The organism is Spirosoma pulveris (assembly GCF_054781875.1).
On sequence record NZ_BAAGTO010000001.1, the window covers coordinates 1,107,103 to 1,127,847 of the forward strand.

Annotated in this window: 21 protein-coding genes; 11 read left to right on the plus strand and 10 right to left on the minus strand. The window is 48.6% G+C overall.

Annotated elements, in window-relative coordinates:
• Positions 1–77: 77 nt before the first annotated feature.
• Entirely contained in the window at positions 78–1,832 is a 1,755-nt protein-coding gene (locus ACYVJM_RS04525; RefSeq protein ID WP_461147007.1) for a GMC oxidoreductase, read from the plus strand.
• 158 nt (positions 1,833–1,990) lie between these two features.
• On the opposite strand, the gene ACYVJM_RS04530 is transcribed toward ACYVJM_RS04525, so the two are convergent.
• Together ACYVJM_RS04530 and ACYVJM_RS04535 are read right to left on the minus strand one after the other, a co-directional pair.
• The gene (locus ACYVJM_RS04530; protein ID WP_461147008.1) at positions 1,991–4,522 is read right to left on the minus strand and encodes an ATP-dependent Clp protease ATP-binding subunit; all 2,532 of its coding nucleotides are present in this window, start codon (positions 4,520–4,522) and stop codon (positions 1,991–1,993) included.
• A 62-nt stretch (positions 4,523–4,584) separates the two neighbouring features.
• Positions 4,585–5,151, minus strand: a complete 567-nt coding sequence (locus ACYVJM_RS04535; protein ID WP_461147730.1) for a WbqC family protein — start codon at positions 5,149–5,151, stop codon at positions 4,585–4,587.
• 209 nt (positions 5,152–5,360) lie between these two features.
• On the opposite strand from ACYVJM_RS04535, the gene ACYVJM_RS04540 reads away from it, so the two are divergent.
• Positions 5,361–6,233 (plus strand): lysophospholipid acyltransferase family protein, encoded by an 873-nt coding sequence (locus ACYVJM_RS04540; RefSeq protein WP_461147009.1) that lies wholly within the window; start codon positions 5,361–5,363, stop codon positions 6,231–6,233.
• A gap of 50 nt (positions 6,234–6,283) precedes the next feature.
• Here the strand turns inward: ACYVJM_RS04540 and ACYVJM_RS04545 are convergent, their stop codons facing one another.
• Positions 6,284–6,655 carry a hypothetical protein gene (locus ACYVJM_RS04545; protein WP_461147010.1) on the minus strand — a complete coding sequence of 124 codons (372 nt, stop codon included), beginning with the start codon at positions 6,653–6,655 and terminating at the stop codon, positions 6,284–6,286.
• A gap of 266 nt (positions 6,656–6,921) precedes the next feature.
• Between ACYVJM_RS04545 and ispG the strand changes: the two genes are divergently transcribed.
• The 4 genes from ispG (at position 6,922) to ACYVJM_RS04565 (ending at position 10,250) form a co-directional block, all read left to right on the plus strand.
• Entirely contained in the window at positions 6,922–8,958 is a 2,037-nt protein-coding gene (ispG, locus tag ACYVJM_RS04550) for a (E)-4-hydroxy-3-methylbut-2-enyl-diphosphate synthase (protein WP_461147731.1), read from the plus strand.
• A 134-nt stretch (positions 8,959–9,092) separates the two neighbouring features.
• Positions 9,093–9,281, plus strand: a complete 189-nt coding sequence (locus ACYVJM_RS04555) for a DUF6728 family protein (RefSeq protein ID WP_097124964.1) — start codon at positions 9,093–9,095, stop codon at positions 9,279–9,281.
• On the plus strand, positions 9,278–9,628 hold the full coding sequence (locus ACYVJM_RS04560) for an MmcQ/YjbR family DNA-binding protein (RefSeq protein ID WP_461147011.1): 351 nt from the start codon (positions 9,278–9,280) through the stop codon (positions 9,626–9,628). Before ACYVJM_RS04555 ends, ACYVJM_RS04560 begins: the two co-directional genes overlap by 4 nt.
• 67 nt (positions 9,629–9,695) lie before the next feature.
• Positions 9,696–10,250: a tetratricopeptide repeat protein gene (locus tag ACYVJM_RS04565; RefSeq protein ID WP_461147012.1), complete on the plus strand. Its 555-nt coding sequence runs from the start codon at positions 9,696–9,698 to the stop codon at positions 10,248–10,250.
• 70 nt (positions 10,251–10,320) lie between these two features.
• Here ACYVJM_RS04565 and ACYVJM_RS04570 read toward each other — a convergent pair whose 3' ends face one another.
• Both ACYVJM_RS04570 and gldC read right to left on the minus strand, forming a co-directional pair.
• Entirely contained in the window at positions 10,321–11,511 is a 1,191-nt protein-coding gene (locus ACYVJM_RS04570) for a thioredoxin family protein (protein WP_461147013.1), read from the minus strand.
• 68 nt (positions 11,512–11,579) lie between these two features.
• Positions 11,580–11,933 (minus strand): gliding motility protein GldC, encoded by a 354-nt coding sequence (gldC, locus tag ACYVJM_RS04575; protein ID WP_461128973.1) that lies wholly within the window; start codon positions 11,931–11,933, stop codon positions 11,580–11,582.
• Between the two features lie 117 nt (positions 11,934–12,050).
• On the opposite strand from gldC, the gene ACYVJM_RS04580 reads away from it, so the two are divergent.
• Together ACYVJM_RS04580 and ACYVJM_RS04585 are read left to right on the plus strand one after the other, a co-directional pair.
• Positions 12,051–12,413: an ArsC family reductase gene (locus tag ACYVJM_RS04580; RefSeq protein ID WP_461147014.1), complete on the plus strand. Its 363-nt coding sequence runs from the start codon at positions 12,051–12,053 to the stop codon at positions 12,411–12,413.
• 14 nt (positions 12,414–12,427) lie between these two features.
• On the plus strand, positions 12,428–12,829 hold the full coding sequence (locus ACYVJM_RS04585; RefSeq protein ID WP_461147015.1) for a group III truncated hemoglobin: 402 nt from the start codon (positions 12,428–12,430) through the stop codon (positions 12,827–12,829).
• Positions 12,830–12,909: 80 nt separating this feature from the next.
• On the opposite strand, the gene ACYVJM_RS04590 is transcribed toward ACYVJM_RS04585, so the two are convergent.
• Entirely contained in the window at positions 12,910–13,674 is a 765-nt protein-coding gene (locus ACYVJM_RS04590) for a DUF4197 domain-containing protein (RefSeq protein ID WP_461147016.1), read from the minus strand.
• Positions 13,675–13,860: 186 nt separating this feature from the next.
• Between ACYVJM_RS04590 and ACYVJM_RS04595 the strand changes: the two genes are divergently transcribed.
• From ACYVJM_RS04595 to ACYVJM_RS04605, 3 genes are all read left to right on the plus strand, one after another.
• A complete protein-coding gene (locus ACYVJM_RS04595; protein WP_461147017.1) occupies positions 13,861–15,114 on the plus strand; it encodes a competence/damage-inducible protein A in 1,254 nt (417 codons plus the stop codon).
• A gap of 98 nt (positions 15,115–15,212) precedes the next feature.
• Positions 15,213–16,715: a dihydrolipoamide acetyltransferase family protein gene (locus ACYVJM_RS04600; RefSeq protein WP_461147018.1), complete on the plus strand. Its 1,503-nt coding sequence runs from the start codon at positions 15,213–15,215 to the stop codon at positions 16,713–16,715.
• 48 nt (positions 16,716–16,763) lie between these two features.
• A complete protein-coding gene (locus ACYVJM_RS04605) occupies positions 16,764–17,294 on the plus strand; it encodes a 5' nucleotidase, NT5C type (RefSeq protein ID WP_461147019.1) in 531 nt (176 codons plus the stop codon).
• Between the two features lie 127 nt (positions 17,295–17,421).
• Here ACYVJM_RS04605 and ACYVJM_RS04610 read toward each other — a convergent pair whose 3' ends face one another.
• From ACYVJM_RS04610 to ACYVJM_RS04625, 4 genes are all read right to left on the minus strand, one after another.
• Positions 17,422–18,237 carry an acyl-CoA desaturase gene (locus ACYVJM_RS04610; RefSeq protein WP_461147020.1) on the minus strand — a complete coding sequence of 272 codons (816 nt, stop codon included), beginning with the start codon at positions 18,235–18,237 and terminating at the stop codon, positions 17,422–17,424.
• A gap of 105 nt (positions 18,238–18,342) precedes the next feature.
• Entirely contained in the window at positions 18,343–19,002 is a 660-nt protein-coding gene (locus ACYVJM_RS04615) for a DUF4159 domain-containing protein (protein ID WP_461147021.1), read from the minus strand.
• A 61-nt stretch (positions 19,003–19,063) separates the two neighbouring features.
• Positions 19,064–19,783, minus strand: coding sequence for a 16S rRNA (uracil(1498)-N(3))-methyltransferase (locus ACYVJM_RS04620; RefSeq protein ID WP_461147022.1), 720 nt, complete (start codon positions 19,781–19,783; stop codon positions 19,064–19,066).
• Between the two features lie 38 nt (positions 19,784–19,821).
• Positions 19,822–20,718: an alpha/beta hydrolase gene (locus ACYVJM_RS04625; RefSeq protein ID WP_461147023.1), complete on the minus strand. Its 897-nt coding sequence runs from the start codon at positions 20,716–20,718 to the stop codon at positions 19,822–19,824.
• Positions 20,719–20,745: the final 27 nt, after the last annotated feature.

The window sequence follows — 20,745 nt, forward strand, 5'->3', positions numbered from 1 at the left end:
TAGAGTAAACTCTACCCTAATCCGGCTTATTAAGTAAATCAAGCTATCACTGATTTACCCTATCGCAACGCTACCGGATGGATATTCCTCAACTCAAAAAAGCTCCGCTTGTCTACGACGTAGCCATAGTCGGCTCAGGTGCAGGGGGCGGCATGGCTGCGTACATGCTCGCCAAAGCAGGTGCAAAAGTTGTTCTGCTCGAAGCAGGTGGTTATTATGACCCTGCCGATCCCAAGTACATCACACAACTGAAATGGCCCTGGGAATCGCCCCGCCGTGGTGCCAGCACCGAAGCTCGCTCCGGTGGTGATTTCGATGCCGCCTGGGGAGGCTGGGAAATAGACGGGGAGCCTTACTCCACTAAGTCAGGTACGGAGTTCGGCTGGTTTCGGTCAAGAATGCTCGGCGGACGAACCAATCACTGGGGCCGTATCTCCATGCGCTTCGGCCCCGACGATTTTCGGCGTCGGTCGCTGTCGGGTGTAGGCGACGACTGGCCAATCACCTACGATGACCTCAAGCCGTATTATGATAAAGTAGACCGTCTGATTGGCGTTTTCGGCTCGGTTGAAAATTTCCCGAATGAACCGGATGGCATTTTCCTGCCACCGCCAAAACCTCGTTTGCATGAGTTGATGATCCGGAAAGGTGCTCAAAGTATAGGCATTCCGGTCATTCCATCGCGGTTAAGTATTCTAACCAAGCCCATTAACAAAGACCGGGGCTCCTGCTTCTATTGCCATCAGTGTAACCGGGGCTGTCAGGCTTATGCCGACTTTTCGGCTTCGTCAGTATTGTGTATTCCAGCCGTTAAAACGGGCAATGTTACCCTGATCAACGGGGCTATGGTTCGTGAGGTTCTCACTGATCCACAAACGGGTTTGGCAACAGGCATCAGCTACGTAAATAAACATACGCTGGAAGAAATAACCGTTCGGGCCAAAGCCGTAATGCTGGGCGCCAGTACCTGCGAATCGGCTCGGATTCTGTTGAACTCCAAATCATCACGCTTCCCGAATGGATTGGCAAACAGCAGTGGTGTGGTCGGAAAGTACCTCAACGATTCTACGGGTGCCAGTCGTTCAGGGTTTATTCCTGCCCTGATGGATCGCAAACGTTATAACGAAGATGGCGTTGGCGGTATGCACGTATTCACACCCTGGTGGCTCGATAACAAGAAGCTGGACTTCCCCAGAGGTTACCATATTGAGTATGGTGGCGGCATGGGTATGCCTGGCTACGGATTTGGCAGTGGTGTTGAATCCCTGAATAGCATCATTCCGGGTCGTGACGGTAAAATGAAAACAGGTGGTGGTTATGGCGCGAGTCTGAAAGATGACTACCGTCGATTCTACGGTGCCTATGTTAGCATGTCAGGTCGGGGTGAGCCCGTCCCCCTCGAAACCAACTACTGCGAAATTGATCCGAATGCGGTGGACAAGTATGGTATTCCAACCTTACGTTTTCACTACAAATGGTCGGATTACGAAGTGAAACAGGCCAAGCACATGCAGGATACTTTCGAAGAAATTATCCATGCGATGGGTGGTATTGCGCTCGGCCCTAAACCCGGTCCGAACACAGCACACGGCTATGGATTGGCTGCTCCCGGCCGCATCATTCACGAAGTTGGTACCGTTCGGATGGGGAATGATCCGCAAAAATCAGCCCTGAACAAATACCAGCAGGCCCACGATGTGAAGAATCTTTTCGTAGTCGATGCAGCGCCGTTTGTGTCACAGGGCGACAAAAACGTAACTTGGACAATTCTGGCTAGTGCCATGCGTACTTCCCAGTATTATATTGATATGGTGAAGGCTAAAAGTATTTAATCAAGTAAGGTGTATAGAAACTCGCCTAGCTCAAAGGCCAAGTTTGTGAAAGATAATGTAGGTTTTTTTAGCTAAGCGTATTTCCACCCGCAGTACTTACTAAAAAAGAGGCCTGACTTTCTCAAGTCAGGCCTCTTTATATAGTGAAGATTAGATCTCTATTCAACAGCCACTTCAGGCTTCTTCACCGTAATGGTCAGCGTTTCGCCTTCGCCACTGTAATCGGCCATAATTACGTCGCCTTCTTTGAGTTCACCTTTCAGAATTTCTTCTGCAACGGGATCTTCGAGGTAACGCTGAATAGCGCGGCTTAGCGGACGAGCACCATATTGCGGATCGTACCCTTTCTCAGCCAGGAAGTCTTTTGCCTTCTCGGTCAGTTCGACAGTGTAACCCAAGTTGGTAACGCGGCCCAGGAGTTTACCCAGCATCAGGTCAATGATCTTATGGATGTCTTCGCGTAGAAGCGAGTTAAACACAATCACATCGTCAAGACGGTTTAGGAACTCAGGAGAGAATGCTTTCCGAAGGGCACTTTGAATCGTGCTTTTCATCAGGTCATCCTGCGTTTCAGCCGACTTCTTGGTGGCAAAGCCAATACCTGCTCCGAAATCTTTCAGATCACGAACCCCGATGTTCGAGGTCATGATGATGATCGTGTTCCGGAAGTCAACCCGGCGGCCCAGACCATCTGTCAGAATACCATCGTCAAGCACTTGCAACAGGATGTTAAAGACATCTGGGTGCGCTTTTTCGATTTCGTCCAGCAAGACAACGCTATATGGCTTCCGGCGGATTTTCTCCGTTAACTGGCCACCTTCCTCATAACCAACGTAGCCTGGAGGTGCTCCAACCAACCGGCTTACACTGAATTTCTCCATGTATTCCGACATGTCGATCCGTACCAGCGCATCATCTTTATCGAAGAGATAGGTAGCGAGCACTTTTGCCAATTCAGTTTTACCGACACCCGTTGGACCGAGGAAGATAAATGAACCAATTGGTTTCTTGGGATCTTTCAAACCCACGCGCGTCCGCTGAATGGCTTTCACCAGTTTGTCAATGGCCGACTGCTGACCGATAACCCGGCCTTTCAGTTCGTCGCCCATGTTGACCAGTTTCTTGCCTTCATCATTCGATACACTCGTGACTGGAATACCCGTCATCATCGCTACGACTTCGGCAACGTTTTCTTCATTGACCGTATAGCGACGTTTCTTGGTATCCTCTTCCCACAACTGTTTAGCGCGGTCGAGTTGGTCGATCAGACGCTTTTCCTTGTCGCGAAGCTGAGCAGCTTCTTCGTATTTCTGGCTCTTGACAACCTGATTCTTTTCCTTCTTGATATTTTCAATCTGCTCTTCGAGCTTCAGAATATCTTCGGGAACCGTGATGTTTGAAATGTGCACACGGGCACCCACTTCATCCATTACGTCAATTGCTTTGTCGGGCAGGAAACGATCCGAGATATACCGCTCCGACAACTTCACCGCAGCCTCGATGGCTTCTTTGGTGTAATTGACATGGTGGTGATCTTCGTATTTATCCTTGATATTGTTCAGAATCTCGATGGTCTCATCAATCGAGGTTGCGTCCACCATCACCATCTGGAAACGACGGGCCAAGGCACCATCTTTCTCGATATACTGACGGTATTCGTCAAGTGTTGTTGCACCAATGCATTGAATATCACCACGGGCTAACGCTGGTTTGAACATGTTCGAGGCATCGAGCGAACCCGAAGCACCACCTGCACCAACGATTGTGTGAAGCTCATCAATGAACAGGATCACCTCCGGCGATTTTTCCAGCTCGTTCATAACGGCTTTCATACGCTCTTCAAACTGACCCCGATATTTAGTACCCGCTACAAGCGAAGCTAGATCGAGGGTAACCACCCGCTTACCGAACAACACCCGCGATACTTTCTTCTGAACAATACGCAATGCCAGACCTTCTGCAATGGCTGTTTTACCAACGCCAGGCTCACCGATCAGGATCGGGTTATTTTTCTTCCGGCGGCTCAAAATTTGAGCAACGCGCTCAATTTCTTTTTCACGACCAACAATCGGGTCGAGTTTGCCAACTTCAGCGAGTTTAGTCAGATCACGGCCGAAATTGTCAAGCACGGGTGTGCGCGATTTCTCAGAACCTTTTGGATCTTTTCCTGAACTGGAACTGCTGCTGCCACCAAACATCCCCCGGTCATTATCATCATCGTCGGTATCGCTTGCCATAGTGGGGCGGCTACCGGTTGATTGATATTCCAGCATCTCTTTAATGACTTCGTAGTTAACATTAAACTTGTTAAGAATCTGCGTGGCGACATTGTCTTCATCGCGCAGAATCGATAGTAAAAGGTGCTCCGTACCGATAAGCGGGCTTTTGAAGATCTTAGCTTCCAGATACGTAATCTTGAGCGTTTTTTCCGACTGACGGGTCAGCGGGATATTCGCTAAGTTTTTCACGTTGTTGGTGGCTGTTCCTTTCGTAGCCTGTTCGATAGTAACCCGGAGTTCGTCGAGCGAGATGCCAAGTTTCTTCAGCAACCCGACCGCTACACCCTCACCCTCACGAATCATACCCAGCAACAGATGCTCTGTGCCGATGTAATCGTGGCCTAAGCGCAAGGCTTCTTCCCGACTCAGCGTGATAACTTCCTTGACGCGGTTTGAGAATTTTGCTTCCATTCGTTTTAGGGTCTCCTTAGGTAACCGTACTATAGGCCTAACGAAGAGTTTTAAGGATTTGTTCACTCCTGAAGGCCTGCCAGTAACACATCCGGAGCGGCCGGTCCCTGGCAGAACAACAAGTCAATTATACTAAGATTCGGTACAAATTCTTGGCCAAAATTCTGTTGGTAAACGACTGGCTCATGGAATACATACGTTTCCGGCCCATTTCGTGGATTTACTTTCGATCGAGCGTCAAATAGACCGATTGCCGCACGCTTCTCATACCATTCTGTCAGGTTCACTGACTGTCTAAATCTAATCAATTTCAGACAAATTGTCAGCAGCTCATAATTTAAATCGAACAAAAAAGTCCATTTTTTTTGATACACTGACTCAAAATAAGGGGCATAATACTCAAAAAACGGGGCTTTCCCGTAAGCAGCCTGCAGGCATCGCCAGTGGGTTAGTTGCCAGGGCTGATCATTAGCTATCCGCAAGTCGCGGATGGGTTGGTGGTGGGTTCCCTGTAAAACCGGCACCGTAAGGACGTCAACTTTGTTAGCCGTCAGAACGTAGCATCGATTTCTGTAACTTTGCTTCTGGTAATGTTCCTGGGACTCAAGTTGCACTCGTTCAAACTGCATCAACCCTGATATATAATCAATACAAGGCAAATAATGTAGTTCAATGAGCAGTTCGTTTTCCTGAGACTCGGGTTGGTTTCGTTTCAATCACGCTAGTTTGTATCCGTTTACAAGTAACGCAAAAAAGCGATACTAACAACTGATTGTAGTATTTTTTTAATTTCCCGGCAGATGGAGTTTTACACTCACGTCGGCCCTACATTCGTCAAATGATCTTTTTCCGACTACTGTCGCGTTTGCCACTTTCTGTGTTATATGGCATTTCCGATGTCTTGTCTTTTTTGCTGCTGCACGTTATTCGGTATCGCCGAAAAGTTGTACTCGATAACCTGACACGTTCCTTCCCGGAAAAGACATCAGCTGAGATTCAGCAAATTGCCCGGAGATTCTATAAAAATTTGGGCGACCTCATCGTTGAAAGCATCAAACAAGTTACCCTCCCACCCGAATTTTTCCTGACACATATCAAGTTCCCGAACATCGAACTGATCCAGGAGAAGATATTGGCCGGACACACAATTATCGGGATGAGCTCTCACCAGGCTAACTGGGAATGGATACCAGCAGCTCTGGTCCTGAACAAGATGCCGGTCGATAGTATTTATAAACCTCTGTCCAGCCCGTTCTTCGAGCAACTGATGGTTCATATTCGCTCGCATCTGGGACCCGTTCCGACGCCGATGAACGCATTACCGCGGCAAATGGTCCTTCGCAGGCACATTCCCCGCATTATCGGCCTGATCGCTGACCAGGTTCCCGATGTACCCGAACAAGCATACTGGACCGATTTTCTTCATCAGGACTCCCCATTCTATCCGGGCTCTGAACGACTGGCCCGCAGTCGGAAAATGGCCGTCTATTTTTTCGATATCGTCCGGGTTCGTCGGAGTTATTACGAAGTTACGTTCCGACTCATTTCCGAGCCTCCTTACGACAACCTACCGCTGGGTGCCATCATGGAGGGGTACCGCGATGTTCTCGAAGCCTCCATCCGACGCAATCCATCCGACTGGCTGTGGTCGCATAAACGGTGGAAACACTGGCGGGGTAAATACCCCAGTATCAGTGCAAAACTTGAATAAGCACAAATGCCTGATAGATTAACCATTGGGCATTTGTGCTTACAATTTCCTTATAATGTATCCCGACGCGCTTTTTCGGTCTTTGCCGAATCGCGTTTTGCTTTTAGCCTGTCGGCTTCAGACAGAACAGCATTCTCAGCTTTATCCAGCCCCTTGTTAACGGATTCTCCTACTTTTTGAGCCCCTTTTGTGACGGCTTCATCAGCAACTTTCGCCTTTTCTTTGGCTCCACGACCCACTTCTTTTGCCGCATCGCCAACACTTTGACCAGCGTTTTTAAGCTCGCCTTTTACGCGGGCTTTTCGTTCGGCACGCTCCTGCTGCCGGATTTCTTTCTTACTCAAGGCCGTTGTATCCTGAGCATACGCTCCAACGGTAATCAACAAGGCCAGTGCTATCGTATTTACCAACTTCGTTTTCATAACTTTCAGACTAGATGAACAGGTTGTATGTGTACTCATCTGGAAACCAGAGTATCTCCACCAGGCTATTTCAACTACCCTTGCCTGCGTTTTGTTTCCTCGTACTAACCTAATCGACTAGTTTCCAGCCGTGTAAAGGCAAGTACCTAAACCTGTGTTAGCCGAACATTTACGCTTTGCCTTACGTTTCTCCTACAAATGGACTACGTCACGGAAAACGCTTTTTCCGTACCTTTGCCCGGTCAAACGGCCCTGCCGAAACCTGTATGCTCAATTCGCTGCTTTCTTCATCATCGTCCCTTGTCAGTGCTACGGCTGAAGGGGCTAGCTCACCTGTTCTTTATACCGCTTCGCTCACGCAGTACATTCGCCGGAAAACCAGTACGGTTACGATTGGTGATGTACCTATGGGCTCCGATTATCCCATACGTGTTCAGTCGATGACGACCATCGACACAATGGATACCAACGGCTCAGTTGAACAGACTATCCGGATGATCGAAGCCGGTTGTGAGTATGTTCGCATTACGGCACCCAGCGTAAAAGAAGCTCAGAACCTGGAGAATATTCGGAAGGAACTTCGAGCGCGGGGCTATACAACTCCTTTAGTCGCCGACATTCACTTTACGCCCAATGCTGCTGAACTGGCCGCACGTATCGTGGAGAAGGTTCGGATTAACCCCGGTAACTACGCCGATCGGAAGCGCTTTGAATTCATTGATTATACCGATGCCGCGTACGCTGCCGAACTGGAGCGCATCCGGGATAAATTCCTGCCGCTGGTACGTATCTGTAAAGAATACGGTACGGCCATGCGTATTGGTACTAACCATGGCTCCCTATCCGACCGGATTTTGAGCCGTTACGGCGATACCCCCGTAGGCATGGTTGAGTCGGCACTGGAGTTCCTACGTATCTGCGAGGCAGAAAGCTACTATAACATCACGCTGTCGATGAAGTCGAGCAACCCGCAGGTGATGGTGCAGGCCTACCGTTTACTGGTTCAGCGTCTGGACGAAGAAGGATTGAAGCCTTATCCGCTGCACCTCGGCGTAACGGAAGCGGGTGAAGCCGAAGACGGTCGAATTAAGTCTGCCTTGGGCATTGGTACCCTCCTCGAAGACGGCATTGGCGACACCGTTCGGGTTTCGCTCACCGAAGAGCCGGAACGGGAAGCGCCGGTAGCTAAAGCATTGATCGACCGATACACGAACCGGGCGGCTATCAGCCAGCCGATTCCAACTGTTACGTCCTACCCGATCAACCCATTTCAGTACAGCCGCCGGTTAACACACGAGGTAGCTAATTTTGGCGGGCAGAACGTACCCCGCGTTATTGCCGATTACAGCCAGGTGCCGGTAACGGAGCATAAACATCTACACCCCATCGGACATTTTTATCTGCCCGAGCCTGACAAATGGCGCATGAATGATCTGGGCGCCGACTATATATATACGGGCTCCGACCCGGCGAGGTTCATGTTGCCCAACGGCCTTAAAGAGATCCTTAATTATACGATTTGGCAGACCATTGCCGATCAGACAAATGTGTTTCCTTTGCTGACCACGGCCGAATACCTGGCGGCTCGTGCAGGAGAACTGAAACTGCACGCTCGTTTGAATTTCATCCGGGCTTCGCTGGCAACGTTAACCGATGAATTACTCAGGGCAATTAAGGCAGATCTAACCGTTGTCCTGCTGATCTCGACCGAAAATGCGCACGCTATGCCCGAGTTGCGTCGATTAGTCGTTGAGTTGATCAATCGCGGTATTACCGTTCCCGTTGTTATAAACAGAGGGTATACAGACGTTTCGGAAAGCGACTTACCGCTCTACGCATCTACAGACGTTGGTGGTCTGCTTATCGACGGGCTAGGCGATGGCATCATGCTATCGACACCACAGACATCCCCTTCTGAGGCAGACCTAAAACGATTAAATAGTCTGTCTTTTGGCATTTTACAGGCAGCCCGAACGCGCATTACCAAAACGGAATACATCTCCTGTCCATCCTGCGGCCGGACGCTGTTTGATTTACAGGAAACGACGGCTCTCATTCGTCAGCGTACCGACCACCTGAAAGGGGTTAAAATCGGGATTATGGGCTGTATCGTCAATGGACCGGGCGAAATGGCCGATGCCGACTACGGCTACGTAGGTATCGGGCGGGATAAGATTGCCCTGTATCGGGGCCAGCAAGTCATTAAGAAATCGGTTCCGGCAGACCGCGCCGTCGATGAATTGATCGAGCTAATCCGGGAAGATGATCGCTGGCTGGAACCTACCTTCGAAAACGCCATTTAATCAATGAATATTAAAAGGGTGGGTAATTTTTTACCCACTTTATTTGTTCTCAAGTAGAACAATTATGTTCGACATGGTATTTTCTCAATAATCATCAAGAGCCGCATTCAGCGGTGTTTTAGCCACTTCAGCTTGTGAACAGATTCGTTGATTATTTAAAAATAGGGCCCGTATTCGCTTATTTTCTACGCGTGTTTCGCAAACCCGACCCGAATAGCCCTACCAGCGTAAATCTTCGGATGATGCACGGCATCAATCGAATTTCTATTCTGATGTTTCTGATGGCAATCATTGTATATACCGTTCGCCACTGCGTCCGATGAATACCGAAACGTTGCGTGAGTATTGCATCGGCAAGCCAGCGGTTACCGAGTCTTTTCCGTTCGGTGGCGATGCGCTCGTCTTTAAAGTAGGGGGTAAAATGTTCGCCCTGCTGGCAACCGAGAGCCAGCCAACGACAATAAACCTCAAGTGTGACCCCGAGTTGGCGGTTCAGCTACGGGAAGAACATTCTGCAGTAGCACCCGGCTATCACATGAATAAGACCCATTGGAACACGGTTACCCTGGATGGCCGGGTTCGTTCCAGCGATGTGCAGGAATGGATTGACCACTCGTATGAGCTGGTAAAAAGGAGTCTACCAAAGGCTGTTCAGGCGCAATTAATCTAAACAAGTAGCTTGTCAGGCCAGCCCAAAACGTTTAAATTCGCAAGGCTAGTAAAAACCAGATTCGGTTATGGAAGTTGTACTATTAAGTCTGCTTTTCGGAATCTATCTAACCATCCGGTTCTTCCTGATGGACCACGACACTCCGTCTGATAAAGATCAGAAACGCTTTCGAAAAGGCATAGAAATGGTCCAGAACCGTAACTTTGCCGATGCCTACCGTTATTTCGACGATGCTGTCCGGCAATATCCTAAGTCAGCCATTGCTTACGCATACCGGGGCAAATGTCAGCTTGTTCAGGAGAACCATTATTCGGCGATCTACGACCTCACACAGGCTATCAACCGGGACAATACGCTTGCAGAATGTTACCTCGATCGGGGCGTTGCTTTTTATTATACAGGCGACTACCAACAGGCATTTCGTGAATTTGATAAAGCCGTCTGGCACTTTCGGGACGACAAGCCTGATGCCTACCGGTGGAGAGCCCTGGCCCGCATCCAGGTTCGCCAATTACCACAGGCAGAAAACGATCTCCGCCGGGCAGTTTCCTTAGGCGACGAAAATTCCTTCCATATTTTGCTGCAGCCCCCCTTCACCCGGCCGGTGTATCAGCAAAAATAAATTGAGGTTTCCAATGACTATGATGAATAGTCATTGGAAACCTCAATCGGTAATATAACTCGCTATTTCATTATTTCAGTTTTCCCATCTGCTCCACATTTCTACGGGTATCGAGTTGGGTAGCCTGCGCTAGTTCCATCGATTTCTGAGCCGCTTTCTGGGCATCGGCGGTCTTTCCACCGCGCCGATATGCCTCTGCCATCTCATAATATAAATCAGCCTGTTCTTTGGGAGCCGGCTTCAGCGCAAGCCCTTTGTTCACCCATTTGACAACCGTTGGCGCATCGGCAGCGTCGGGACTAGACCGGTTAAATAACCGACTGATGTAAACGTACTCCGGCACACTCAACTGGTTAGAACTAACCTGGTTATCCATCCGTTCAACGGCTTTTGCAGTCTGATGGGCGCGAAAGTAGGCGTTCACTTCGGGCAGGAGCGTTCGATTGTAGGCTACTTTTGTGTCAATTCCGATCTTGATTAGGTCTTGCCTGATCTGGATGATCTTGGCAATCGGATACTGTGCCCCCCGCCCACTAAACAGCGACGACATCAGGATATTTTCGGCCACCTGCAACGTTTGTTCTGCTCCGTACGCTTTCCGGTAGGTATCCATATGGTTGAGCATGTACTGAAACATCGGATTTTCATAATCCAGAACCAGTTTTTGTAGCGCCAGCCAGTTTGTTTGATTGGCAAACGTAGCTGCCGACTGCTGACGCGCATACTCGTTCATGGCCGCCATATTCGCAACGGTATCTTTCGTAACCCGACCAAACATGGCATAATCGATCAGAAAATTAGCCGACCGTTCACCCTGTTGGTATCGTGCCTTCATTCCTTGGCTTCGCAGTTTTGGGTCAAGGGCATTGCCTCCATGGCGAATCACTTCGTCCGTTGAGTTATTACTCATGGCAAAGTGAATCAGGTTTTGCTGTGGATCGAAGTAAAGAAACAAGGGCAATGACGGTACAAATAACCGGCGACTGGTTAGAAAAGACTGAGTGGCAGGTGAGTTGATATCCAGCTTCGTACTTAAAAATTTAGCGTTATAGAGCTTCCCTACCCGACTATCGGCCAGTGTTGGAATAAAGCTCTGACAGGTATGGCAGGTTGGCGAATAGATTTCAACAAATACGGGCTTACCGGACCGCCGGGCTTCCTGAAAAACACTGTTTATTGGGGCTGTTTTGAACTCAATACCGCCCGGCTTCTGAGCTAACGAAATATGGGCTACCAGCAGTAGCAGAAGTATTTTTTTCATAAAAAATAGCAGTCGTTACGAGGTACGTCTTTGCAAATTAACGGCCAAACTCAGGCGGTTGGTATCTGCTATTGCTGTTGTTGCTTTTGCTGCTTGATCTCCTCCTCCAGCCGCTTGCTCAATACCTTGCAGGTATTTTCGATATCATCCGCCATACGCTGGTCGCCCGTTGCGCTAAGCGCCGTATCAGCAATACCGCTCATAATCTCGATCATGAAACGCTTCATATCGACCACCTCCATATCTTTGGTCCAAAGGTCAATCTTGAGGGTACTGTTATGGTAATGATCCCATAAAGAAATGGCAATAGCCCTCGTATCACTCAGCCCCTCATTTGGGTTATCCGTGGCTTCCCAATAAATTTTCTCGGGGATATTCTGGTTGTCTAATTCAACCGAAAAATGAATGTCTGATTTTTTCATAGTTACAAAAATACGTAGTGCGGCTGTAAACCCGCGACTTAATGGCTAACAAACATCCGTGTTTGCTACGACTGAAAACGACATTTTCGGTACTTTCGTCCCAAATTAATACCCCTCATGTACACATTATACGCCATTCCGAATTGTGACACAGTAAAAAAAGCCCGAACCTGGCTGGCTGGGCAGGGTGTCGACTATCAATTCCATGATTACAAAAAACAGGGCATTGACCGGCAAACGATTGAACACTGGCTGACTCAAAAACCCTGGGAGGAACTGGTAAACCGGTCGGGCCAGACTTGGAAGAAGCTTCTCGATACCGAAAAACCCACCGATACAGTTAGTGCAATGGCGTTGATGATGGAAAAACCATCCGTTATTCGTCGCCCATTGATCGAAGCCGATGGACAAATAATTGCGCTGGGCTTCAATGAAACCACTTATCAGGAAACGTTTTCTATTGGAACCCGGGTTCTGTAGGAAAGAATATATCCATGTCAAAGATAACATTGGATTCTCCGGAAGCAGTACGTTTTCTGGTAGATTCGTTTTACGAGAAAGTACAGGCAGATACGTTCATCGGCCCAATTTTCACCGATGTAGCCCAGGTTGACTGGTCACATCACCTTCCCAAAATGTACGCTTTCTGGGAGTCGCTGATTTTGGGAAATAACGCCTACAACGGCCATCCATTCCGGCCACACTTGATTGTCAACCAGAAACATACACTTACTATCGATCATTTTGAGCGCTGGCTTCAGTTGTTTACTGCTACTCTTTCCGAAAAATTTACGGGCGAGATGGCAGAACAAGTTCGCCAGCGAGCTACACAGATCGCCCTTGTGTGGAACAACAAGCTCGAATACATCAATAATGACTCGTTTATGGAGTCATAAAACGGAGAACCCCGCGTTTGTGATAATTGGCGATGAAGCCTGAACGTCACAAACGCGGGGTTCTGTCTGTATTACATGTATTACTGCTTGCTAAATACTTTCTTCAACAACTCCGTAACCCGCGCAGCCGGATTCTCCCTAATTTTTTGCTCTTCCTGAGCAACCAGAATGAACAGGCCATCAACGGCCTTATTGGTAGCGTATTGCGTTAGGTTCGGATTTACTTTCTGCACAAAAGGTACCCTATTATAGGTGTTCACCAAATCAGCATAGTACCGGGTGGCATTGTTTTTCTTCAGAGTACTATCAATGATAGGCGTAAACTCCGTAACCAGTTGCTGTCCCGAAGTCCGGCGTAAATACTGCGTTGCAGCATCATTCTGACCCCGCAAAATGCCCACTGCATCCTGAATGCTCATGGAGGTAATTGCCTTTATAAACACCGGCTTGGCCTTTTTGGCGGCATCTTCAGCAGCTCGGTTGAGCGATAGTTCAAACTGATCGACTTGCTTGCCGAGTCCTATTTGCCGCAACGTTGAGGCAACCTTCTGCGCTTCGGGTGGAAAAGCGATTTTCAGCAGGGGATTTTTAAAATACCCATTCACAGCCGACGCCTGATCAGACCCTTTACTGATACCAACCTGCAAGGCTTCTTTCAGACCAGAAGCTATATCACTACTTGTCAGACCACCCGCTGTACCTGAGGTGGCTGTGCTTACCGCCTTTAACACTTTACCGAAGATACCGCCACCCGACGATTGTTGTTTGGTTGTGTCTTGTCCAAAAACGACCTGGCTGCTTACCAGAGCAAGAAGGGCGGCTGTGAAAACTTTTTTCTTCATCATAGAATTGAATTATTCAGGTTGCCATTTTATAACGGTCAATGGGCCTAAATCGTTTTTTCGTACTTTTGACAGCACCGAATGGAGAAAGTAAAGTGGCTATTGATAATTTTTTGGTGAATTATTGACAACCCGATCGATAAAACGTCACACTTTCTTTATTTCTTCCTTTCTTATTACTCAGTTAAAATGATCAACACCGTCCGCGCCGAAGTAATCACGATTGGCGACGAAATATTGTTTGGACAAATCACCGACACGAACACCGCCTGGATCGGAACCCAATTAACAAACATTGGTATCCGTGTTGTTCGCAAATCGTCGGTGGGCGACCAGAAAGAAGCCATTTTACAGATTCTTGCCGAAGCTCACCAGCGCGCCGATGTCATTATCATTACCGGCGGCCTGGGCCCAACGAAAGACGACATTACCAAGAAAACACTCTGTACTTATTTTGGCGTGGAGATGGTCCGAAACGAAACGGCATTGGCTTTGGTCACCAGCTTTTTCGAAAAACGAGGCCGTGAAATGACCGACCTCAATCGAGGGCAAGCCGACCTTCCGGCAAACGCCGTATATATTCAGAACGATTGGGGAACAGCGCCCGGCATGTGGTTTGAGCACCAGGATCGGGTGTACGTATCGCTGCCCGGTGTTCCGTTCGAGATGAAGCACCTCATGGAGAACCGAATCTTGCCAAAGCTGACTGCGCACTTTCAAACTCCCATCATCAAGCATAAGATGATTCGGACGGTTGGCATTGGCGAATCGTTTCTGGCCGAACGGATCGAAGCCTGGGAAGATGCCCTTCCTGAACACATTAAGCTGGCTTATTTACCAAGTTTTGGCGGGGTAAAATTACGTCTGACCGCGACTGGCACCGACAATATGCTGCTCGACAGCCAACTTGCCGAACAGGTTGCGAACGTGATGCCCCTCATTGAAAAGAATGTATATGGCTTCGATAATGACGAAATCGAAACCGTTGTGGGTAAGCTGTTACTTAAAAACCATCTGAGCCTGGGCATTGCCGAAAGTTGTACAGGTGGTTATGTATCAGCCCAGATAACGAAAGTGCCTGGTTCCTCCGCTTATTTTTGGGGCAGTGTGATTAGTTATAGCAATAGCGTGAAGATAACTCAATTGGGAGTGCTGCCCGAAACGCTGGAAGCTCATGGCGCTGTGAGCGAAGAAACCATCCGTCAGATGGCAGAGGGCGTTCGTAAATCCCTTGGCACATCCGTTGGCATTGCGACCAGCGGTATTGCCGGTCCGGGTGGCGGTACACTCGATAAACCCGTGGGTACGATCTGGATTGCCTGCTCAACCGAACAGCGCACCGTTACCAGACTCTTAAAGCTAGGTCAGTACCGCGATCAAAACATTCAGCTAACAACGATGTATGTTTTGAATATGCTGCGGGAAGAAATATTGAATCAGTAGTAGGAGTTAGGAGCGAGGAATGAAGAGGGCTGATGCCAGCAACGAACGAGTTAGCTTTCTTCACTCCTCGCCCCCAACTCCGCAATCCTTAAAAAGACATGGCTCTCATCGACATGGTTATGCCCAAAATGGGCGAAAGTATAATGGAATGTACGGTTATTGCCTGGCTCAAGCAGCCTGGTGATCGTATTGAGGCTGATGAATCTGTACTGGAAGTAGCCACCGATAAAGTGGATACAGAAGTGCCAGCTTCACACAACGGCATCTTAAAGGAAATCCTGGTCAAAGAAGGCGATGTGGTTGCTGTGGGTGCATCCATCGCCCGCATTGACACCGAAGCGGCTGTTGAAACAGAGCAAACTCACCACCCATCGACACCGGCTGAGTCTTCGGCGATAGATGCAACCAGCACACCCCTAGGCGTCGGCGATGTTGCCAACGTGCCTGCTCCCCAACCTGATCTGATGCCTGAGCCAGCTGTTGAAACGGCGGCTTATGAACTTGAAACGGGCATTGCCGCTCTAAGCAGCCGCTCAGCACCCGCCGAGAAAGCCGTAGCGACTTCGGCGAAAACATTAGCGGGTGATAGCCCAATTTTCAGCAACCGGTTTTATTCTCCACTCGTACTGAATATTGCCAGAGAGGAAAACGTTTCGCGCGATGAGCTTGACCGCATTCCGGGCTCAGGTGCCGAAAATCGGGTTACGAAGAAAGATATACTCGCTTACGTTATTGACCGCGCTGAAGGCCGGGCACCTTCTGCAAACGAAAACGAGCTGCAACCCGAACAGGCTATTTCATCCACTGTTTCTCAAACGCAACTAGTTCACTCCGCAGCTTCATCAGCCGTGCCGAAACCGGCAGGCAGCCAGCTCAACGGTTCCGTAAACGGACAGGCCGACATTATTCAGATGGACCGGATGCGGAAAATGATTGCCCAGCGGATGGTGGAATCGAAGCAGATTTCCCCGCACGTCAGTTCATTCGTTGAAGCCGACCTGACGCCCATCGTCCAGTGGCGTACCCGAATGAAGGATCAGTTTAAGCAGCAAACCGGCGAAAACCTAACCTACACGCCCATTCTGGTTGAGGCCATTGTGAAGGCAATCAAAGACTTCCCGATGATCAACGTATCCGTTGAAGGCGATGCTATTCTGGTAAAAAAATCGATCAATATCGGCATGGCCGTCGCTTTGCCGAGTGGCAATCTGATCGTGCCGGTCATTCACAATGCCGACCAGTATAACCTTGTTGGTTTAACCAAGCGTATAAATGACTTAACCAGACGCGCCCGCGAAAATAAACTGACCGCCGACGATCTGGCGGGCGGCACGTACACGATCTCCAACATCGGCACCTTTGGCAACCTCATGGGTACGCCTATCATTGTACAACCACAGGTAGCCATTATGGCATTTGGTGCTATAGTAAAAAAACCGGCAGTTATTGAAACGGCGGAAGGAGACTTTATCGGAATACGGCAGCTAATGTTCCTGTCCCATTCCTACGACCACCGCGTGGTTGATGGCTCGCTGGGTGGTCAGTTTGTCCGTCGAGTAGCGGATTATTTAGAAAAATTTGATGTAACCCTTAAACTCTAACCGGGAATTTAACCAGATTCTAAGGGTTAAATTCCCGGTTCTGACTACATGAAAAAACGAATTGCGATTGACATGGATGATGTGATGGCAGACACACACGCCAAGTTCATTAAATTGTATCTTGAAGGCGAAATGCCTCGCTACACGCTTGAGGAATTGAGGGAGAAGTCATTCCACGAATTATTTGATGAGCACGAATACAAAGCAATATCCGAACGAGTCTATGAGCCAGGCTTCTTCCGGGACATTCCGGTCATGGAAGGCGCACAAGAAGTGATTAGTCAACTGATGGAGCGATATGAGGTGTTCGTTGCCTCCGCGGCTCAGGAGTTCCCAAATTCGCTGCGGGAGAAATGGGATTGGCTACAGGAACATTTCCCCGATATATCTTGGCATAACTACATTTTCCTGGGCGACAAAAGTGTCCTTAACACCGACTACTTGATCGACGATCTTCCCCGTAACCTAAAGACGTTTCAGGGCGAAGGGCTGCTGTTTGATGCATTGCATAACCGCGAAGACACCGTATTCAAACGTGTAAAAAGCTGGCAGGATATTGCCGACCATTTGCTGAAGTAAACCGTAAGGCGGGTGGAAACCCGCTTTAACCAGGCTAAAGCTTAACAATGAGGCTTCCCGCCTGCCTTACAACAAAAAAGCTCCGGCCATCAGGTCGGAGCTTTTTATATAAACTAGAACTATTGTCTTAAGCTTCTATCTCTTTCTGAACTTCTTCGACCCGCCGGTCATGACCCACTTCGTACTGAGCTTTCTTAGCTTCAGCGGATGGTCTTAACCGAACGATATGCAGTTTGTGCAAAAGGCCGATTACGGGGAAAGTGGGGTCAAATTCGAACCATTTAGCGCCGAAGTTAGCCGCATTAGGCCGTTTGTGGTGGTTGTTCTGAAACAACTCACCCATCATAACTACGTCCAGAATAAGCGAGTTTTTCGATTGATCCTGATTGTCGAAGTTCGAATAACCGTATTTGTGGCCGCTCCAGTTAATAATTGCACCGTGTACAGGTCCCATTACGAAGTGAACTGGCAGCAGGAAGAAAAACGCCCAGTGCATATCCAGATAGATAAAGGCGAAAATATAAAAGACGCTATAGAGGACAGCCCAGCCAGCGCGCGATACCCACGAATCACCTACTTTTTCGATGAAGCTCCATTCCGGGTAGTTCCGGTCGAACTGGCGCTCTACAGGCTGTTTGCGGTGGAGTACGGCATTGTAAATATCTTTAGTCTTCCACATCATCGTGAAGATGTTCTTCGTGTGATGAGGTGAATGAGGGTCTCTCTCAGTGTCACTGAAGGCGTGGTGCATCCGGTGAAGCACGGCATAAGCCCGCGGACTCAGATACGACGAACCTTGCGATACGTAGGTGAGTGCATAGAAAAAACGCTCCCAAAATTTGCTCATCGAGAACATTTTGTGGGCGGAATAACGATGCAGAAAAAAGGTTTGGCAGAACAGGGACAAATACCAATGCCCAATGAACGCGGCCAGTACAATCACAATAATAAAATTAAAAGGTGAAGTTTACTGATAACATGGGAATACTCCTACAAAACTAACGAAATTTAAAGCGTTTTGGCTTGTCTTCCCGCAATAATACTTTAATTAATTTGTGGTTGTTGCGTATTGCAACAGGTTGGCACCCATACGAAGTGCCTGCTGCCGCACCGGTTCTGGGTCATTATAGACACTCTGATCCTCCCAGCCATTCCCCAAATCGCACTCATAACTATAGAAACAAACCAGCCGTCCCTGATAGATCAGGCCAAAGCCCTGGGGTGCCTTGGCATCATGCTCGTGTACCTTGGGCAATCCAGTCGCAAACTTGAACTTCTGCTGGTAAACCGGGTGATTGAATGGCAACTCTATAAAGTTAAGCTCCGGAAAGACTTTTTTCATTTCACGCCGGATAAATTTATCCAGTCCGTAATTATCATCAATGTGTAAAAAACCACCCGACATCAGGTACCGACGCAGGTTTTGCACATCGGCGTCGCTGAAGGTAACATTGCCATGACCCGTCATGTGTACAAAAGGATACCCGAAAATATCAGGACTGCCCGGCTCAACAATATCTTCTTCCGGGAATATGTTCATGCGCAGGCTGGCATTCGCAAACTTGATCAGATTAGGCAGAGAGGTTTTATTGGCGTACCAGTCGCCCCCACCGTTGTACTTGAGCTTGGCAATTTTATAGGCATACTGTGCATTCGCGATGATTACTGAAACCTGTAGAAGAACGAAAACGAGAAGTAATTTTTTCATTGCTTATCTGACCAACCTGATGCTGGCAATTAGTTACTCAACAAACGGGCCAATTGACAGCTTAGCCCAGAGATGACTGATTAATAAAATTCAATAGCTGGCAGGCCGTCAGTGCGGCTGTTTCGGTACGAAGTCGGTTGGGGCCAAGGGTCACCACCTGAAAGCCAACAGTAAGTGCCTGCTGAATTTCGTTATCGGCAAAATCGCCTTCTGGCCCAATCAAAATAACATACTGCCCGGCTTCGGTTGCTTGTTTCGCCAAATTGACCGGGGGCTGATTAGCTGGCAAGTGAGCAATAAACCGTTGTTCATCCCCTATGGTTTTCAGCATTTCACCAAACGGAACCGCATCGTCTAATTTAGGCAAAAAAGATTGTAACGACTGCTTCATAGCCGCAATCGCGATCTTTTCTATGCGTTCCAATTTCAACACTCGTCGCTCGGAATGCTGACCGAAAAAGAAACTGATTCGCTCGATGCCCACTTCCACCGCTTTTTCAACGAACCACTCGATCCGATCCAGGTTCTTAGTGGGGGCCACGCAAATCCGGATCGAAAAGGGCCGGGGGGGCGTTGTCTGCACAGCTTTTATGCGAAAGGCGCACCGGCGAAGATCCGTTTCATGAATAACGGCAGCATACTGATTTCCGTGTCCATCCGTAACGGTAATCGCGTCGCCAGCCCGCAACCGTAATGTTTTGACAGCATGGCGGGAATCATCTTCCGTTAAATGTTGAGTGGTTTCGCCGGCAATAATCTCGGGTTGATAGAATAGATGCATAGGTTCAGCAAAAATACGAAGCTGCAGCGTCTACACGATCATTTTCCAGCAACATCGGCCCACAACCAGCGTAAGGATTCCGGCAGAATAGAGCCCCCATGCTTACCCGTATGACCACCGGTTCCGCCCACAAATTTGTAATCATAACCACTAAATTTAAGAGCCGCTTCCATTTGCAGATTACTCAGCCACCAATTACCGTGCTGGTTATCCAGATCGTTGTTTCCATCCTGTAAAAAGACTTTTATCGGTCGCTTAGCCGATTTCCGAATCAGTGACGGATACACGTATCCCCCTTTGATATTGGTAAAACTTCCAATGTGGCTTAACACCTTTTGAAAGTAATCAGGCCGTTGCCAGGCAGCGGTAAAAGCACAGATGCCCCCCGATGACAGGCCACAAATGGCTCGCATGGCAGGAGAGTCAGCCAACTTGTAGGTCTTGCTGATTTCGGGAATAAGCTCTTCGATAAGCATTCGGTCGTATTGGTTGGTCACCGTATCGTATTCGAAGCTTCGATTATCGGCTCGAAAAGGGTCTTTGGGTAGCTCTTCGCCATGCTGGCCGGGATTAATGAACAAACCAATCGTAACGGGCATGGCTTTCTGGTGAATGAGATTATCAAACACGATAGGTACTCGAAAATCTCCATCTTCTTTCACGTACGCATGACCATCCTGAAACACCATCAGGGCAGCCGGACGCTGCGGGTCATACTGAGCCGGAACGTACACATAATACTCGCGGACGGTATTGGGGAATACGTTACTTTTCCAGGTGTGTTTCGTTACAAGACCCTTGGGAACACCGGTTTGCCGCTGTGAATCTGGCCCATAGCTAACCGTTTCGCTTACCGGTTTCTGCTGTGCCTGAATACGATGCTGAACTACAACAAATAAACTGCTTATCAGGAGGATAAATAAACGGTATCTCATGGCTAAAAAAGCCGGGTTATCACTTAA

Bases quoted from the DNA above. Each gene is read 5' to 3' on its own strand.
- ACYVJM_RS04525 (WP_461147007.1), top strand. From the start codon at position 78: ATGGATATTCCTCAACTCAAAAAAGCTCCGCTTGTCTACGACGTAGCC.
- ACYVJM_RS04530 (WP_461147008.1), bottom strand. From the start codon at position 4,522: ATGGAAGCAAAATTCTCAAACCGCGTCAAGGAAGTTATCACGCTGAGT.
- ACYVJM_RS04535 (WP_461147730.1), bottom strand. From the start codon at position 5,151: ATGCAGTTTGAACGAGTGCAACTTGAGTCCCAGGAACATTACCAGAAG.
- ACYVJM_RS04540 (WP_461147009.1), top strand. From the start codon at position 5,361: ATGATCTTTTTCCGACTACTGTCGCGTTTGCCACTTTCTGTGTTATAT.
- ACYVJM_RS04545 (WP_461147010.1), bottom strand. From the start codon at position 6,655: ATGAAAACGAAGTTGGTAAATACGATAGCACTGGCCTTGTTGATTACC.
- ispG (WP_461147731.1), top strand. From the start codon at position 6,922: ATGCTCAATTCGCTGCTTTCTTCATCATCGTCCCTTGTCAGTGCTACG.
- ACYVJM_RS04560 (WP_461147011.1), top strand. From the start codon at position 9,278: ATGAATACCGAAACGTTGCGTGAGTATTGCATCGGCAAGCCAGCGGTT.
- ACYVJM_RS04565 (WP_461147012.1), top strand. From the start codon at position 9,696: ATGGAAGTTGTACTATTAAGTCTGCTTTTCGGAATCTATCTAACCATC.
- ACYVJM_RS04570 (WP_461147013.1), bottom strand. From the start codon at position 11,511: ATGAAAAAAATACTTCTGCTACTGCTGGTAGCCCATATTTCGTTAGCT.
- gldC (WP_461128973.1), bottom strand. From the start codon at position 11,933: ATGAAAAAATCAGACATTCATTTTTCGGTTGAATTAGACAACCAGAAT.
- ACYVJM_RS04580 (WP_461147014.1), top strand. From the start codon at position 12,051: ATGTACACATTATACGCCATTCCGAATTGTGACACAGTAAAAAAAGCC.
- ACYVJM_RS04585 (WP_461147015.1), top strand. From the start codon at position 12,428: ATGTCAAAGATAACATTGGATTCTCCGGAAGCAGTACGTTTTCTGGTA.
- ACYVJM_RS04590 (WP_461147016.1), bottom strand. From the start codon at position 13,674: ATGATGAAGAAAAAAGTTTTCACAGCCGCCCTTCTTGCTCTGGTAAGC.
- ACYVJM_RS04595 (WP_461147017.1), top strand. From the start codon at position 13,861: ATGATCAACACCGTCCGCGCCGAAGTAATCACGATTGGCGACGAAATA.
- ACYVJM_RS04600 (WP_461147018.1), top strand. From the start codon at position 15,213: ATGGCTCTCATCGACATGGTTATGCCCAAAATGGGCGAAAGTATAATG.
- ACYVJM_RS04605 (WP_461147019.1), top strand. From the start codon at position 16,764: ATGAAAAAACGAATTGCGATTGACATGGATGATGTGATGGCAGACACA.
- ACYVJM_RS04615 (WP_461147021.1), bottom strand. From the start codon at position 19,002: ATGAAAAAATTACTTCTCGTTTTCGTTCTTCTACAGGTTTCAGTAATC.
- ACYVJM_RS04620 (WP_461147022.1), bottom strand. From the start codon at position 19,783: ATGCATCTATTCTATCAACCCGAGATTATTGCCGGCGAAACCACTCAA.
- ACYVJM_RS04625 (WP_461147023.1), bottom strand. From the start codon at position 20,718: ATGAGATACCGTTTATTTATCCTCCTGATAAGCAGTTTATTTGTTGTA.